The organism is Aeromicrobium sp., assembly GCF_047606445.1.
Classification (GTDB): Bacteria; Actinomycetota; Actinomycetes; order Propionibacteriales; family Nocardioidaceae; genus Aeromicrobium.
The window spans coordinates 15207-29828 of sequence record NZ_JASGEK010000019.1; the positions used below are offsets into that span (position 1 = coordinate 15207).

A 14622-nucleotide genomic window follows, 5' to 3' on the forward strand; every position below is an offset into this window, starting at 1 on the left:
GGATTCCTTCGTCTCAGGTGTGCAGGCCGCACTCGGTCTTGTTGAACCCGGCCCAGCGTCCGGCGCGCGGGTCCTCGCCGGGGGCGACGCGGCGCGTGCAGGGCTGGCAGCCGATCGACGGGTAGCCGTCGGAAACGAGGGGGTTGACGATGATGTCGTTCGTCTGGGCGTAGTCGAGCACCTCGTCGAAGGTCCAGTTCGCCAGCGGGTTGATCTTGACCAGGCCGTTCTTGGCGTCCCAGGCGACCCAGGGGGTGTTCGCGCGGGTGGGGCCCTCGTCGCGGCGTACGCCGGTGATCCAGGCCTCGTAGCCGCCGAGGGTGCGGGTCAGCGGCTCGACCTTGCGCAGCTGGCAGCACAGGGCGGGGTCGCGCTCGTGGAGGTTCGGGCCGTGCTCGGCGTCCTGCTCGGCGACGGTCGTGAGGGCGGTCACGTCGACGACGTTGAGGCGCATCGAGGAGGCCACGGCGTCGCGGGTGCCGAGGGTCTCGGCGAAGTGGTAGCCGGTGTCGAGGAAGAGCGTGTCGACCCAGTCGATGTGCTCGGCGACCACGGCCGGCAGCACGGCGTCGGCCATCGAGCAGGCGACGGCGGTGCGCAGGCCGAAGGTCTCGGCGACCCAGGCGAGCACCTCGGCGGTGGTGGTGTCGTCGCGGTCGAAGCGGCGCTCGGCCTCCTCGGCGATGGCCTGGAGCTCGGCGTCGTCGCGGCGCGGGGAGAGCAGGCCGTCACGCCGGGCGAGGTGTTCGGCGTGCTCGGCGTCGTGGCGCAGTTGACGCTCACGCCGCTCGGCGAGGGTGGCTTCAGCCATAGACGCACTCCAGGGATGTCGACTGTCGTCCAGGGTAGGTCGGGGTGCGGCGCGAACCCATTTTCCCGACGGCGTGTCCGCATCACGGAACGTGAACACGTGACACGCATCACATCGCCGGTCGGCTTCGGCGGGGCCGGCCGGTAGGGTCGGGGCCATGGCTCGCTTCATCGACATCCACCCGGACAATCCTCAGCAACGCGCCGTCGACCAGGCGGTCGCCCTGATCCGTGACGGCGGCCTGATCGCGCTGCCGACCGACTCCGGCTACGCGCTCGGCGCGCAGCTCGGCGCCGCCGACGCCCTCGCCCGCATCCGTTCGATCCGTCAGGTCGACGACAAGCACCACTTCACGCTGATCTGCCACGACTTCTCGCAGCTCGGCCAGTTCGTGCACGTCGACAACGCGGTGTTCCGGTCGATCAAGTCCGCGACGCCGGGGCCGTACACGTTCATCCTCCCGGCCACCCGCGAGGTGCCGAAGCGGCTGATGCAGGCCAAGAAGAAGACCGTCGGCGTGCGCATCCCGACGCACACGGTCGTGCGCGCGCTCGTCGCGGAACTGGGTGAGCCGCTGCTCACCAGCACGCTCATCCTGCCCGGCGAGACCGAGGCGATGAGCGACGCGTGGAGCGTCAAGGAGGCGTTGGAGCACGAGGTCGAGGCGGTCGTCGACTCCGGCGACGTGACGCCTCAGCCCACCACCGTCGTCGACTTCTCCGACGGCGTCCCCGAGGTGGTCCGCGAGGGCGCCGGCGATCCTTCCCTCTTCGCCTGACCTCAGGTTCAGCGGGAGGCCCTGCGGGGGAGGAGGTGGAGGAGGACGACGACCACTGCTCCGACGGTGAGGCCGATGACGGCGGAGGCGGCGGTGTTGGCGAGCCAGCCGAGCATGGAGCCGAGCGCGCCCGTGGCCTCATGCACCGCGTGCTCGGCGTCGTGGACGAGGCCGTACGGGCCGTGCCAGCCGAGGTCGTCGGTCCCGACGAGCAGGATGTGGCCGCCGACCCACAGCATCGCCGCGACGCCGACCACCGACAGCGTCGCCAGGACGATCGGCATGCCCGCGACCAGGCCGCGTCCGACCTTGCGCGACGGCGCCGAGGAGCGGGCGGCCATCGCCAGGCCGATGTCGTCCATCTTCACGATCAGTGCGACCGCCCCGTAGACCAGCGCGGTGATCGCCAGCGCCACGACCGCGAGGATGATCGCGCGCGAGACCAGCGGCTCGTCGGCGATCTCGTTGAGCGCGATGACCATGATCTCGGCCGACAGGATGAAGTCGGTGCGGACCGCGCCCGAGACGACCTCCTTCTCCTGCTCCGGCCCGGAGACGCTCGCCGGCTCGTCGGTCGTGTGCGCGTGGCCGGAGACCTTCTCCCAGATCTTCTCCGCGCCCTCGAAGCACAGGTACGCGCCGCCGCACATGAGGATCGGCGTGAGCAGCCAGGGCGCGAACTCGCTCAGCAGCAGCGCCGCGGGCAGGATGAAGACGAGCTTGTTGACGATCGACCCGCGGGCGATGCGGCCGATGATCGACAGCTCGCGCTGCGGATCGAGGCCGTCGACGTAGCGCGGGGTGACCGCGGCGTCGTCGACGACCACGCCCGCCGCCTTCGCGCTCGCGCGCCCGGCCGCTGCGCCCACGTCGTCGACCGACGCCGCAGCGAGCTTCGCCAGCGCGGCGACGTCGTCGAGCAGGGCGACCAGGCCGCCGCTCATCGGTTCTTGTCCCAGGTCGCGAGCATCTCGATCACGGGAACAGCGTAGACGCTCATCCGGGTGTGAGGTGAGTTACAGTGCTCTGGTGAGGAAGAGGCACAGGGGGCTGACGGCGTTCGCGGTCATGATGTTGTCCATCGGTCTGTGGTCGGCTCCGGCGGTCGCCGCCGACCCCGAGTACGCGCCGCTGGACCGTCCCGGCCCGGAGCTGACGGTGCCCGAAGCCGACCTCGCGGCGTCGCTGAAATGCACCGGCGACTTCACCTCCGACCTCAAGCCGGTGCTGTTCGTTCCGCCGACCGGCGCCACGCCCGACCAGACCTTCGAGTGGAACTACGGCAAGGTCTTCCGCGACGAGGGCCGCTCCTACTGCACGGTCACCCTGCCGCTGCAGGCCCTGGGCGACATCCAGACGTCGGCCGAGTACATCACCTACGGCATCCGTGAGACGTACGAGACGGCGGGGCGCAAGATCGCGGTCCTCGGCCACAGCCAGGGCGGCATGAGCCCACGTTGGTCGCTGCGCTTCTGGCCCGACACCCGAACGATGGTCGACGAGCAGATCGGCATGGGCGCCCCGCACAACGGCACCGCCCTGATCGACCCGCTCTGCAGCGAGGTGTACACGTGCAGCGAGGCGGTGTGGCAGCAGCGGTCGACGTCGAACTTCGTGGCGGCGCTCAACGCCGGTCCGCAGACCTTCGAGGGCATCGACTACACGTCGGTCTACTCCCTCACCGACGAGGTGGTCGCCCCGCCGGAGCAGATGTCGTCGCTGACGACGGGCGAGGGACGGATCTCGAACGTCGCCACGCAGGACGTCTGCGACCCGTTGCCGACGCAGTACCTGTACGAGCATCTTGCGGTCGGCACCGTCGACCCGGTCGCCTACGCGGTGGTCATGGACGCGCTGGACAACGACGGGCCGGCCGACCCCGGCCGCATCGACCCGTTGTCCACCTGCCTCGACGTCGTCATGCCGGGCCTGACGTCGGACGAGGCGCTGGAGGCGCTGAGCGTCCTGGCCGCCCTGCCGCACGTCCTCTCGGTGCCCCTGCCGCTCAACTTCGCGGGCGCGCCCGCGGCCACCGAGGAGCCGGCGCTGCGCTGTTACGTGTTCGCCGACGGCTGCCCGGAGTCGGAGGAGCCTGCGGAGGAGACGCCGGACGACGACGCGGACGGTGCGACCGTGCAGGCGGCGACGTCGTCGGCGGGGGAGACGTCGCGCGGGCTCGGCGGCGGCGGTGGCGTCGCGGGCGCGGCGAGCGACGCCCTGCCGTCCACGGGCGCGCCGCTCACCCTCACGCTGGCCTTGGCCGCGGCGGCCGCCCTCGCCGTCGGCGTCCAGTGCTGGTCGGCCGGACGCCTGCTCGGCCGTCGGACCTGACGCTCAGCGGCGTAGCCGCACCAGCTGGTCGAGGTCGGCGTCGCTGAGCTCGGTCAGGGCGGTCTCGTCGGCGTTGACGACCGAGTCGGCGATGAGCCGCTTGCTGGCGATCAACTCGGCGATCGACTCCTCGACCGTGCCCTCGCTGACCAGCCGATGCACCTGCACGGTCTTGGTCTGGCCGATGCGGTGGGCCCGGTCGGTGGCCTGGTCCTCGACGGCCGGATTCCACCAGCGGTCGTAGTGGATCACGTGGTCGGCGCGGGTCAGGTTGAGGCCGGTGCCGGCCGCCTTGAGCGACAGCACGAACACGTCGAACCCGCCGGCGTCGAAGTCGGCCACCATGCGCTCGCGCTGCCGCACCCCGGTGCCGCCGTGCAGGAAGCGGTGCGCGATGCCGCGCTCGGTCAGCAGCCGGGTCAGCAGACGGCCCATCGCGGTGTACTGCGTGAACACCAGGACGGCGCCGTTCTCGTCGAGGATCTCCTCGACCAGGTCGTCGAAGACCGTCAGCTTGCCCGAGCGTCCGTCGAGCCGCCCCTCAGACTCGCGCAGGAAGTGCGCCGGATGGTTGCAGATCTGTTTGAGCCGGGTGAGCAGCGTGATCACCAACTGGCGGCGCCTCATGCCCTCGGCCTGCTCGATCTGCGCCATCTGCTCGCGCACCGCCGCCTCGTACAGGCCGATCTGCTCGCGGGTCAGGCTCGCGCGGTAGTCCGTCTCGATCTTCGGCGGCAGCTCCGGGGCGATCCCCGGATCGGACTTGCGCCGACGCAGCACGAACGGGCGCACCAGCGCGGCCAGTTCCTCGGCGCGATGCGGGTCGCGGCCGGACTCGATCGGCCGCGACCACGACGAACGGAACTCCTGCAGCGAGCCGAGCAGGCCCGGCGTGGTCCAGTCGAGGATCGCCCACAGCTCGCCGAGATGGTTCTCGACCGGCGTGCCGGTGAGCGCGATCCGGGCGCGGCCGGTGAGGCTGCGCAGCACCCGGGCGGCCTTGGTGCGGGGGTTCTTGACGTTCTGCGCCTCGTCGGCGACCACCAGCTCCCAACCGATCTCGCGCAAGTCGGCGGCGGAGCCGACCATCGTGGCGTAGGTCGTGACGACGATGCCGCTCTCGACGCCCGCCAGCGAGCGTCCGGGGCCGTGGAACCGGTGGACGTCGACATCGGGGGCGAACCGTCGGATCTCCCGCTCCCAGTTGCCGACGACCGAGGCCGGGCAGACCACGAGCGTCGGGCCGGACCGGCCGCCCTCGGCCGCCGCCTGTTCCGCGCGGTGCAGATGCAGCGCGATCAGCATGACCGTCTTGCCCAGGCCCATGTCGTCGGCGAGGCAGCCGCCGAGGCCGAGTTCGGCCAGCTGGCTCATCCAGCGCACGCCGCCCTGCTGGTAGTCGCGCAGCGTGCCGTGCAGGCCGGACGGCTGGGCGGTGGCGAGCTTGCCCGCGTCGAGTCCGGCGAGGCGTCGGCGCACGTCGTCGAGCCAGCCGACGGTCTCCACCTGGGTGCGATGGCCGTCCACCATCAGCTCGCCGGTGACGACCGCGCGCAGCGCCTCGGCGGCGTCGATCCGGGCGGTCGAGGCGTTCAGCGCCCGGTGCAGGGTGGCGCGGTCGACCATCAGCCAGGAGTCGCGCATCCGCACGACGGGCCGGTGCTCGCGGGCGAGCCGCTCCACCTCCTCGCGGGTGAGCGCCTGGCCGTCGACGGCCACCTGCCAGTCGAAGCGGAACAGCTGCTGCTGGGTGAAGGCCGCCGGGCGGTCGTGGCCGGTGCGGGCACGCTCCTCGGAGTCGGCGCCGCGCAGCGTCGCGCGGGTGTCGAGCTCGCGGATCAGCGACTCCGGCCAGCGGACCTCGGCGCGGTTGGCGAGCAGCGCGCTGGTGAGCCGGCTCCCGCCCAGCTCGGCCAGCTCGTCGGCGCTGACCGTCACCCCGCCGCGCGTGTGCGGCTCGGCGAGTCGGGCGGCCGGCGCCCACCAGCGGGCGACCCGCTCCAGCATCGCCGCAGTCGGCTCGCGGGCGTCGAGCACGATGGGGCGTTCCGGGCCGACGGACAGCTCGGAGGCGTCGAAGGGCGCGGCCGCCCGGGCGCGGGGGACGACCCGCAGGCGCACCACCGCCGACTCGGCCTCGGTGGGGATGTCGAGGAAGGCCACCTCGAAGACGTAGGAGAACTGCGTCTCCGGCTGACGGGCCGGGACGCGCACGGCCGCCGGAGCCCGGGGCGTCGTGGCGACCTCGGGCGCGTCGACGGCGAGGGCGTCGAGGAAGGCGAAGACCGCGCGCTGGCCGCTGCCGGGGTCGGGGCCGATGGCCGCGCCCGCCGTGCGGAGCTGGTCGACGGTCGTGCCGGGGGGAGCGGCCAGATGCCCGGTGGTCATCAGCCGTAGCGCGAGGATCGCCGGCGTCGCCCACGCGCGCACCGACGCGTGCGCGTTGACCAGGCGGATGCCCTGGCTGAGCGGCCCGACCGCGTCGAAGGCGGTGAGATGGCGTTCGCCGTCGGGCGCCTCGACGACGAAATACGAGGTCGACGGCTCCTCGCCGACCTCGAATCGCACCGGGTGGCGCAGCAGCGGCGTCACATCGGTGCGAGTGGTCATCGAACCATCATCGCAAAGGGCCTGCGTCGTCCTTCTCAGGCCTGGGCCCCCGCGCCCTCGTCAGCGGTCGCCTGCCGGGCGGCGAGCTTCTCCCGGACCTCGTCCATGTCGAGGTCGCGCACCGCCTGGATCACCTGCTCGAGCGCGGGAGCGGGCAGCGCCCCGGCCTGCGAGAACACCAGGACGCCGTCGCGGAAGGCCATGATCGTGGGGATGGAGGAGACCTGCGCGGCGCTGGCGAGGGCCTGCTCGGCCTGGGTGTCGATCTTGCCGAAGGTGATGTCGGGGTGCTGCTCGCTCGCGGCCTCGTAGGTCGGCGCGAACTGGCGGCACGGACCGCACCAGTCGGCCCACCAGTCGATGAGGGTGATGCCCTCGTCGCCGATGGCGTCGTCGATGGTGGCCCGGGTGAGGTTCACGGTGGTCATGGCGGGGTCAACCGCCGACGGGGCGAGGTCATTCCGTGAACAGCGTGAAAACTACTCGTTGGTAGGGGTGGCGCCCTTGAAATGTGGGGCTATCGTCGAATCATGAGCGGCTGCTGCGGCCGCCGACACCGAGACCGGGAGCCACCCATGGACGAGAACGCCTTCGACATCGATCAGACGGCCGTCGCCGTCGCCTCCGACCGATTCCCCGCCCACCGTCTGCCGCACACGCCGGCCGAGAAGCCCGCCGACCTCGGCTACCTCGCCGCGCCGACCGAGTTCGGCGAGCACGCCTGGGACGAGAACGGCCACCTCTGACCCGCAGGTACGCCACGAGGCCCCCACCTTGGCGGTGGGGGCCTCGTGCTGTGTCAGATCAGAGCGCGCGGATGTTCGCGGCCTGGAGGCCCTTGGGGCCCTCCTCGACCTCGAACTCGACCTTCTGGTCGTCGTTCAGGGTGCGGAAGCCCGAGGTCTGGATCGCGCTGTAGTGCGCGAAGACGTCGGCTCCGCCGTCGTCGGGGGCGATGAAGCCGTAGCCCTTGTCGGCGTTGAACCATTTGACGGTGCCGGTGGCCATGTCATTTCTCCTTCAGCGAAGTCCGGGCGGCGCTTCCACCCGGGAGTCGCAAATTCACGTTCCACCGAAGACCGGCTCGGGCGGGCCCGGGCGCGCGGCTCGACATCACATCTTGCAACGGTCAACCACCCTAGAGCACCGGACGGACAGGATCGGATCAGAGGTCGTAGTCCACGACGAGGGGCGCGTGGTCGGACCACCGCTCGGCCCAGCTCTCGGCCCGGTCGACCTGTGAGGACACCGCCGTGGCGGCGAGATCGGGGGTGGCGGCCTGGTAGTCGATGCGCCAGCCGGTGTCGTTGTCGAAGGCCTGTCCGCGCATCGACCACCACGTGTACGGGCCGTCCACGTCGCCGGCGAGCGAGCGGGCGACGTCGACCCAGCCGAGCTCGCCGAAGAAGCGGTTGAAGTAGGCCCGCTCCTCGGGCAGGAAGCCCGCCTTCTTGAGATTGCCCTTGGCGTTCTTGATGTCGCGGGGGGTGTGCGCGACGTTGAGGTCGCCGGTGACGACCGCGTGCGGCGTGGCCGCCCTGAGCTCGCCCATGCGGACGGTCATGTCCTCGAGGAACTGGTACTTCTGGTCCTGTTTCGGGGTGCCGACGCCGCCGGTGTGGACGTAGGCCGACACGACGGTGAGCGTGCCGCCAGCGTGCGCGAGGTCGGCCTCGATCCAGCGGCCCGACTCGTCCGGCCCGGCACCCAGGCCGACGCGGACGGCGGTCGGCTCGACGCGGCTCAGCACGGCCACGCCCGCGCGGCCCTTGTCGACGGCCTCGGCGTGGGCGAGGTGGTAGCCGGTGTCGGCGAGCAGCTCGCGGACGACCGCGTCGGGGGCGCGCACCTCCTGGAGGGTGACGACGTCGCAGTCCCGCTCGGCCAGGAACTCCGCCAGACCCTTGCTCTGACCGCGGTTCTTGTTCCAGGCGGCGCGGACGCCGTTGACGTTGACAGTGGCGAGTCGCAGCATCGGACCAGCCTAGAGCGGCCCGAGGGGAGGCGTCGAGCGGGGCACGGCGGCGGCACTCGGGACGGCACGACCCCGGCTGGCCCCGCCTCGCGGGGCCAGCCGGGGTCGCCAGCCGACAGGCGTCACTTGCCGAGGATGAGGGCCTTCGGGTCGGTCTTCGGAGCGACGACCACGGCGTGCTTCAGGATCTTGTCGGCGAAGGTCTCCTTCTTCGCGTCCCACAGCGGCCACAGCCAGCCGATGTAGCAGGGCAGGCTGTCGAGGATGTGCACGAAGTAGCGGGCGATCGCCATGCCCGTGCCGACCGGCTGACGGGTCGCGCCGTCGACGAGCTGGAGTCCGACGATGGCCTTGCCGAGCGTGTAGCCGGTGGTGCCCTGCTTGACGCCGTAGTTGAAGATGACCCAGCCGAACATCGCCACATAGATCAACAGCATCACGATCATGCCGAGGCCTTCGTTGATCGCGCTGAAGACGCCGGACAGGCAGCCGCCGAGGATGCCGACGACGAAGGCCGGCGCCATGTCGATCAACCAGGCCAGCGCGCGCTGCGGCCACTCGGCCGGAAGGCCCGCGGCGCCGCCGGGAGGGGGAGTGGTCGGGGGTGGGAATCCGCTCATGAGTTTCCTCGATCCTTCACAGGGATGGGTTCGAACTGAGCATAGTCTGAGACCAGGCCGATGTTCCAGGGGTTCGCCCGATCAGTTCGTCAGCCGCGGGCTCGGCCTAGGAGGCGAACGGGGGACGCTCGTCGAGCGCGATGGAGCGACGGCCCGCCCAGCGCCACAGCCGGGCGGTCAGATCGCGGTCCTCGTCGGTGACGAGATTGCCCATGACCCGTAGCGCCACGGTCATCAGCCGCTGGGAGCGCATGCCGATCGGGCCCGCGAGCGGCAGCAGCTTCGGGACCGTCAGCAGTCCGGCCAGGCGGCGGGCGATGGAGAACGCCTCGCCGTAGCGGCCGGTGAGCAACTGCGGCCAGGCGGTGTCGAGCCGGGTCTCGGCCGCCATCAGCTCGACCGCGACGCGCCCGGTCTCCAGGCCGTAGTCGATGCCCTCGCCGTTGAGCGGGTTCACGCAGCCCGCGGCGTCGCCGATCAGCGCCCAGTTCGGCCCGGCCACGCCCGACACCGCGCCGCCCATCGGCAGCAGGGCGCTCGTCGGGGCGCGCAACTCGTCGGCGAGGTCCCACTCCTCGCGGCGCAGCGTCGCGTAGTACTCCATCAACGGCCGCAGCCGCAGGTCGGCGGGACGCTTGGCGGTCGCCAGCGCGCCGACGCCGAGGTTCACCTCGCCCGCCTCCGCGCCGAGCGGGAAGATCCAGCCGTAGCCGGGCAGCAGCTCGCCGTCGGGGCCGCGCAACTCCAGATGCGAGCTGATCCAGGGGTCGTCGCTGCGGGTCGACTTCACGTAGGAGCGGCCCGCCACGCCGTAGGCTGTGTCGCGGTGCCACTCGCGGCCGAGCACCCGGCCGAGCGGCGAGCGGACGCCGTCGGCGACGATCAGCCGCTCGCAGGCCACCGTGTGCGGGGTCTTGGCCTGGCCGATCTGGAAGTGCACGGCGGTGACCCGGCCGCCCGCGTCCCGGTCGACGTCCACGGCGCGGGCGTGGTCGAGGCTCGCCGCGCCGTCGTCGAGCGCCACCGCGCGGATCCGCGCGTCGAGCTCGGCGCGCGGCACCGCCGAGCCGTGGTCGGGCAGCGACCCGCCCGGCCAGGGGAGCAGCAGTTCCACGCCGAAGCCGGCCGCGCGCAGGCCCCGGTTGAGCGTGTGCGAGCGGACCCAGTCGCCCAGGCCGAGCCGGTCGAGCTCGGCGATGGCGCGCGGGGTGAGCCCGTCGCCGCAGGTCTTGTCGCGGGGGAAGGGCGCCGCGTCGGCGAGCGTCACGTCCCATCCGTGACGGGCCGCCCACGCGGCGGCCGAGGAGCCGGCGGGGCCGGCGCCGACGACGAGGACTTCGGTCTGCGTGGGCAGGGTCATATCGCGATTCTCGCAGAGGGCGCCATCATGGCCGCCATGAGTTCTCAGGCGACCTCACCACAACCTGACGTCCGCTTCGCGACCCGCGTGACATCTCATTACGACGTCCTCCTCGCGCTGTTCTGCGTCGTGCTCGTGGTGTCCAACATCGCCGCGACCAAAAGCATCGAGTTCGGCTCGGGATCACTGTCGATCGGGTCGCTGCAACTCTGGCCGATCGTCACGGACGGCGGCGCCTTCCTGTTCCCGCTCGCCTACATCGTCGGCGACGTGATCTCCGAGGTCTACGGCTTCAAAGCCGCCCGCCGTGCGGTGCTGCTCGGCTTCGGCGCGGCGCTGCTCGCCGCCTTCACCTTCTGGCTCGTGCAGATCGCGCCGGGCGCGAGCTTCTACGAGAACCAACCCGCCTTCGAGGCGGTCGCCGGGCCGGTCGCGCAGATCGTGCTGGCCAGCGTCGTCGGCTACGTCGTCGGGCAGCTGCTCAACTCGTGGGTGCTGGTCAGGATGAAGGAGCGCACCAGCGAGAAGGGCCTCGCCGGTCGCCTGGCCGCCTCCACCGGCGTCGGCGAGATGGCCGACACCTTCCTGTTCTGCGCCATCGCCGCCAGCGCCATCGGCATCACCTCGATGGACGTGTTCTGGAACTACCTCGTCGTCGGCGTGCTCTTCAAGATCGCCGTCGAGATCGTCGTCATGCCGCTGACCGTCGCCGTCATCGCCTGGTTGAAGCGGCGCGAGCCGACCTACTGACCCTTCGCGCCAGGTCAGGCGACCAGGAGTGTGTCCTGTTGGTGGGCAGGCGTGACGTCGAGGAGTCCGCGATGTATGAGGTGGTGACATCGGGAACAGTAACCCGCGAGTTCGTCGATGTCGGTTTTGCCGCCGTTGCCCCACCAGGTGGTGTGGTGGATTTCGAGGTGGGTGTTGGTACAGCCGGGGGCGGCGCATCTGCCTTTTTGTCGGGCGGTGATGGCTTTGCGTTGCCTCGGGGTGGCGAGTCGGTGGTCGCGTCCGACGTTCAAGATCTTCGCTTGGGGGAGGTCTTTGCCGCTGGTGAGGATGGGGGTGATGTCACCGATACAGCCGAGGTAGTTGAGTAGCTGGCTGCCGATGGGTCCGAAGCCGACGAGTTCGGCGGGCTTGCCGCCTTCGTTGGGCTGGTTGGTGAGGGCGTTGTGGAGTGTCTCGACGTCGACGTTCACCAAGAGGTGGGGTCGGATGCCCTTGTCGGACGGGAGCCCGTTGTCCAGCACCGATGTCAACAGCTCATCGAGGGCATCCACGCGTCGCTGAGGCGGGGTCCGCACGTCCTCGATAGAGGACGGCTTGCTCAAGGCGTCGAGTGCGGCCTTCAACTTCGCGCCCGTCGCCTGGTTGAGGAAACCGTTGATGTGCCAACCGTCGGGGACGGGGCTGATCTTCAGATCCTCGCGGTCCATGCCACGAATCCACGCCTCGTCAAGGCTGTCGGGGTAGACGGCCTGACGCAGTTCCTTCATCACGGCCCGCAGCTTGGACGGCTCGCAGGTCCTCGCGACCCGCAACAGCCAGCCGGCGGACTCGCGGATCATCTCGTGACCGATGTGCTTGACTCCGTAGGCGAACAGATTCAGGTGCTCCATCCGCACCGAACCAGCGGCGGCGGCCTCCTCGACCTCCGGCAGTTCCCGCATGGTCTTCGCGCACCTCACTGCTGTCCGCGTCTGGGCGGGCTCCAACCGCAGTTCCCGGCGTGCCCAGTTCGTCACCGAGGACGCCCCGTCCAGTTCGTAGTCCCGAGACTCTTCAAGCTTGCACAACAGGTGGGCTTTCGTCGCGTCGAGCGCGTCTTGCAGAGCTTGGACCGCGCGCAGGGAGTCACGCGTGTCACCGCTACGAAGCGTGTGCGCGGCGGTGCGCATGGCGTCGATGGTGGCGGTTGTGCTCATGCCTTCATTTTATCCGAACAAATGTTCGATCACAAGGTTCGAGCCAGATTCTCAAGGATTTTCTGGGGGGATCTGTCCGAACCTCTTGGAACGTCGGGGTGATACTCCTGGTTCGCAGAGCGGTCGAGTGATTGACCAAAATCAGCGGGGGGGGGCAGTCTCTACGTATGTCAAACCTGGTGGGTCACGATGTTCAACGTTCCGAGCGGCCAGAGACGCCACGCGCTTTGCGGATCACGATCAGCATTTTCGCGGTGTTGTACATCGTCCTCTGCCTGACCGCCGCGGCGTATGCGTTGGCTGAGGTTCGTCGTGGATGGGCCGAACCGGCGAGTGTGTGGAGCATGGTCGTGGCGACCGCCCCGCTGATTCTGGTTCTTCCTCTGGCCTGGAGCCGCTGGGCGCGTTGGGCAGGCCCATGCTTGGTGCTTGTACTTCCTCCGCCAGCCGTACTGAGCGTTGTCCTGTATGTGGACGGTGGGTTTGGTTCGAATGTCGAATGGATTACCCCGGTGATGGTATTCGGCGGGGGAGTCTTACTCCTTGCGACGGTCGTTCTCTCCGTCACCGTTTTCGTGAAGACGGCTCGTCGAGTGATTCCGCAGGAAATTCTAGGCGGTGACTACTACGCGATAGTCATGGGGGAGCCGATGGGGCCGTTCAGCGGGGAACAACTGAGTCAGCAGGCGCAAACCAGAGCCGTGCATCCGGAGACACAGGTCTCGCGTAACGGTGGCCAGTGGTTTCCAGCGGCGGAAGTGCCAGGGCTGTTTGGTCGGCAGGGTGACAAACAGTTCATAACGGCAGTGCTACTGGCCGTTTTCACTGGCAGCCTCGGGATCGACCGGTTCTATCTCGGATACACCGGCCTCGGCGTGCTGAAACTGCTCACCTGCGGCGGCTTGGGCCTGTGGTCGCTCGTCGACCTCATTCTCATCGCCACAGGCAAACTCCGCGCGGCTGACGGCACCGAGTTGGCGCGGTAGCCAGCAGGGGGCCTCGGCCTACTTGCTCCGATACTGCCCCAAGAAATCCGCCTTGACGTCGGCGTAGGTCCCGTCGGCGAGGCTGGCGCGGATCCGGTCGACCAGCGAGACGATGAAGTGCTCGTTGTGGATCGTGCCGAGGGTCGCGCCGAGGTACTCGCCGGTCTTGTACAGGTGGTGCAGGTAGGCGCGCGAGTAGTGCTGGCAGGTGTAGCAGGCGCAGCCCTCCTCGATCGGGCCGAAGTCGCGCTTGTTCGCCGCCACCTTCAAGTTGAAGTATCCAGTGGAGGCGTACAGCCGCGAGGTGCGCGCCACCCGGGACGGGGCGACGCAGTCGAAGGTGTCGCAGCCGGACTCGACGGCCGTGAACAAGTCCTCCGGCTCGCCGATGCCGAGCAGGTGGCGCGGCTTGTCGTCGGGCAGCTCGTCGGTGACCCAGGCGGTGATCCGGCCCAGGTTCTCCTTCTCGATGGCGCCGCCGATGCCGAAGCCGTCGAAGCCGAGCGGCACGAGGTCACGGGCCGCCCGACGGCGCAGATCCTCGTACTGCGCGCCCTGGACCACGCCGAAGAGCGCCTGGTACGGCTTGTCGGCCCGCTCGGTGGTGAGCCGCCGGTGCTCGGCGACGCAGCGCTCGGCCCACGCCTGGGTGCGGCGCAGCGACTCCTCCTGATAGCCGCGGGTGTTCATCAGCGTGGTCAGCTCGTCGAAGGCGAAGATGACGTCCGCGCCGAGCAGGTGCTGGATGCGCATCGACACCTCGGGGGTGAAGCGGTGCTTGGACCCGTCGAGGTGGCTCTTGAAGGTCACGCCGTCGTCGTCGACCTGCGCCAGCCGCTCCTTGCCCGGCGCGATCACGTCGTCGGAGGCGACCCCCTTGGCGTCCATCGCGAGCGTCTTCTTGAAGCCCGCGCCGAGGCTGAGCACCTGGAAGCCGCCGGAGTCGGTGAACGTCGGGCCGGGCCAGTTCATGAACGCGCCCAGGCCGCCCGCCTCGTCGATCAGATCCGCCCCGGGCTGCAGGTACAGGTGGTAGGCGTTGGCCAGCAGCGCCTGTGCGCCGAGCTCGGCCATCGTCTCGGGCAGCACCGCCTTGACCGTCGCGCGCGTGCCCACCGGGATGAAGGCGGGCGTCGCGATCTGCCCGTGCGGGGTGGTGAGGACCCCGGTGCGGGCACGGGAGTCGGGGGCGTCGTGGAGCGGTTCGAACACCTCGGTATTCA

15 protein-coding genes are annotated in these 14622 nt (G+C 70.0%); 5 read left to right on the forward strand and 10 right to left on the reverse strand.

Going from position 1 to position 14622, the window contains the following annotated elements; genetic code table 11:
• Positions 1-13: 13 nt before the first annotated feature.
• On the reverse strand, positions 14-811 hold the full coding sequence (locus QM621_RS05145) for a phosphoadenylyl-sulfate reductase (RefSeq protein WP_414989288.1): 798 nt from the start codon (positions 809-811) through the stop codon (positions 14-16).
• Positions 812-968: 157 nt separating this feature from the next.
• Between QM621_RS05145 and QM621_RS05150 the strand changes: the two genes are divergently transcribed.
• Positions 969-1589 carry an L-threonylcarbamoyladenylate synthase gene (locus QM621_RS05150; protein WP_414989289.1) on the forward strand — a complete coding sequence of 207 codons (621 nt, stop codon included), beginning with the start codon at positions 969-971 and terminating at the stop codon, positions 1587-1589.
• Positions 1590-1597: 8 nt separating this feature from the next.
• On the opposite strand, the gene QM621_RS05155 is transcribed toward QM621_RS05150, so the two are convergent.
• Positions 1598-2533 (reverse strand): DUF808 domain-containing protein, encoded by a 936-nt coding sequence (locus tag QM621_RS05155; RefSeq protein WP_414989290.1) that lies wholly within the window; start codon positions 2531-2533, stop codon positions 1598-1600.
• An 85-nt stretch (positions 2534-2618) separates the two neighbouring features.
• Between QM621_RS05155 and QM621_RS05160 the strand changes: the two genes are divergently transcribed.
• Positions 2619-3920: a lipase family alpha/beta hydrolase gene (locus QM621_RS05160; protein ID WP_414989291.1), complete on the forward strand. Its 1302-nt coding sequence runs from the start codon at positions 2619-2621 to the stop codon at positions 3918-3920.
• A 3-nt stretch (positions 3921-3923) separates the two neighbouring features.
• Here the strand turns inward: QM621_RS05160 and QM621_RS05165 are convergent, their stop codons facing one another.
• Together QM621_RS05165 and QM621_RS05170 are read right to left on the reverse strand one after the other, a co-directional pair.
• Complete coding sequence (locus tag QM621_RS05165) at positions 3924-6530, reverse strand: DEAD/DEAH box helicase (protein WP_414989292.1); 2607 nt, start codon at positions 6528-6530, stop codon at positions 3924-3926.
• A 35-nt stretch (positions 6531-6565) separates the two neighbouring features.
• Positions 6566-6958, reverse strand: coding sequence for a thioredoxin family protein (locus QM621_RS05170; RefSeq protein ID WP_414989293.1), 393 nt, complete (start codon positions 6956-6958; stop codon positions 6566-6568).
• 147 nt (positions 6959-7105) lie between these two features.
• Here QM621_RS05170 and QM621_RS05175 point away from each other — a divergent pair, with 147 nt between their 5' ends.
• Entirely contained in the window at positions 7106-7276 is a 171-nt protein-coding gene (locus tag QM621_RS05175) for a hypothetical protein (RefSeq protein WP_414989294.1), read from the forward strand.
• A gap of 58 nt (positions 7277-7334) precedes the next feature.
• On the opposite strand, the gene QM621_RS05180 is transcribed toward QM621_RS05175, so the two are convergent.
• The 4 genes from QM621_RS05180 to QM621_RS05195 form a co-directional block, all read right to left on the reverse strand.
• Complete coding sequence (locus QM621_RS05180) at positions 7335-7538, reverse strand: cold-shock protein (RefSeq protein ID WP_414989295.1); 204 nt, start codon at positions 7536-7538, stop codon at positions 7335-7337.
• 157 nt (positions 7539-7695) lie between these two features.
• Positions 7696-8505, reverse strand: a complete 810-nt coding sequence (locus tag QM621_RS05185) for an exodeoxyribonuclease III (RefSeq protein WP_414989296.1) — start codon at positions 8503-8505, stop codon at positions 7696-7698.
• Positions 8506-8627: 122 nt separating this feature from the next.
• The gene (locus QM621_RS05190) at positions 8628-9125 is read right to left on the reverse strand and encodes an RDD family protein (RefSeq protein ID WP_414989297.1); all 498 of its coding nucleotides are present in this window, start codon (positions 9123-9125) and stop codon (positions 8628-8630) included.
• 106 nt (positions 9126-9231) lie between these two features.
• A complete protein-coding gene (locus QM621_RS05195) occupies positions 9232-10485 on the reverse strand; it encodes a geranylgeranyl reductase family protein (protein ID WP_414989298.1) in 1254 nt (417 codons plus the stop codon).
• 36 nt (positions 10486-10521) lie between these two features.
• Between QM621_RS05195 and QM621_RS05200 the strand changes: the two genes are divergently transcribed.
• Complete coding sequence (locus QM621_RS05200; protein WP_414989299.1) at positions 10522-11235, forward strand: queuosine precursor transporter; 714 nt, start codon at positions 10522-10524, stop codon at positions 11233-11235.
• 14 nt (positions 11236-11249) lie between these two features.
• Here the strand turns inward: QM621_RS05200 and QM621_RS05205 are convergent, their stop codons facing one another.
• Positions 11250-12413 (reverse strand): DUF222 domain-containing protein, encoded by a 1164-nt coding sequence (locus QM621_RS05205; protein ID WP_414989300.1) that lies wholly within the window; start codon positions 12411-12413, stop codon positions 11250-11252.
• A gap of 167 nt (positions 12414-12580) precedes the next feature.
• Here QM621_RS05205 and QM621_RS05210 point away from each other — a divergent pair, with 167 nt between their 5' ends.
• Positions 12581-13399 (forward strand): NINE protein, encoded by an 819-nt coding sequence (locus QM621_RS05210; protein WP_414989301.1) that lies wholly within the window; start codon positions 12581-12583, stop codon positions 13397-13399.
• 18 nt (positions 13400-13417) lie between these two features.
• On the opposite strand, the gene tgt is transcribed toward QM621_RS05210, so the two are convergent.
• A complete protein-coding gene (gene tgt / locus QM621_RS05215) occupies positions 13418-14611 on the reverse strand; it encodes a tRNA guanosine(34) transglycosylase Tgt (protein ID WP_414989302.1) in 1194 nt (397 codons plus the stop codon).
• Between the last annotated feature and the right edge of the window lie 11 nt (positions 14612-14622).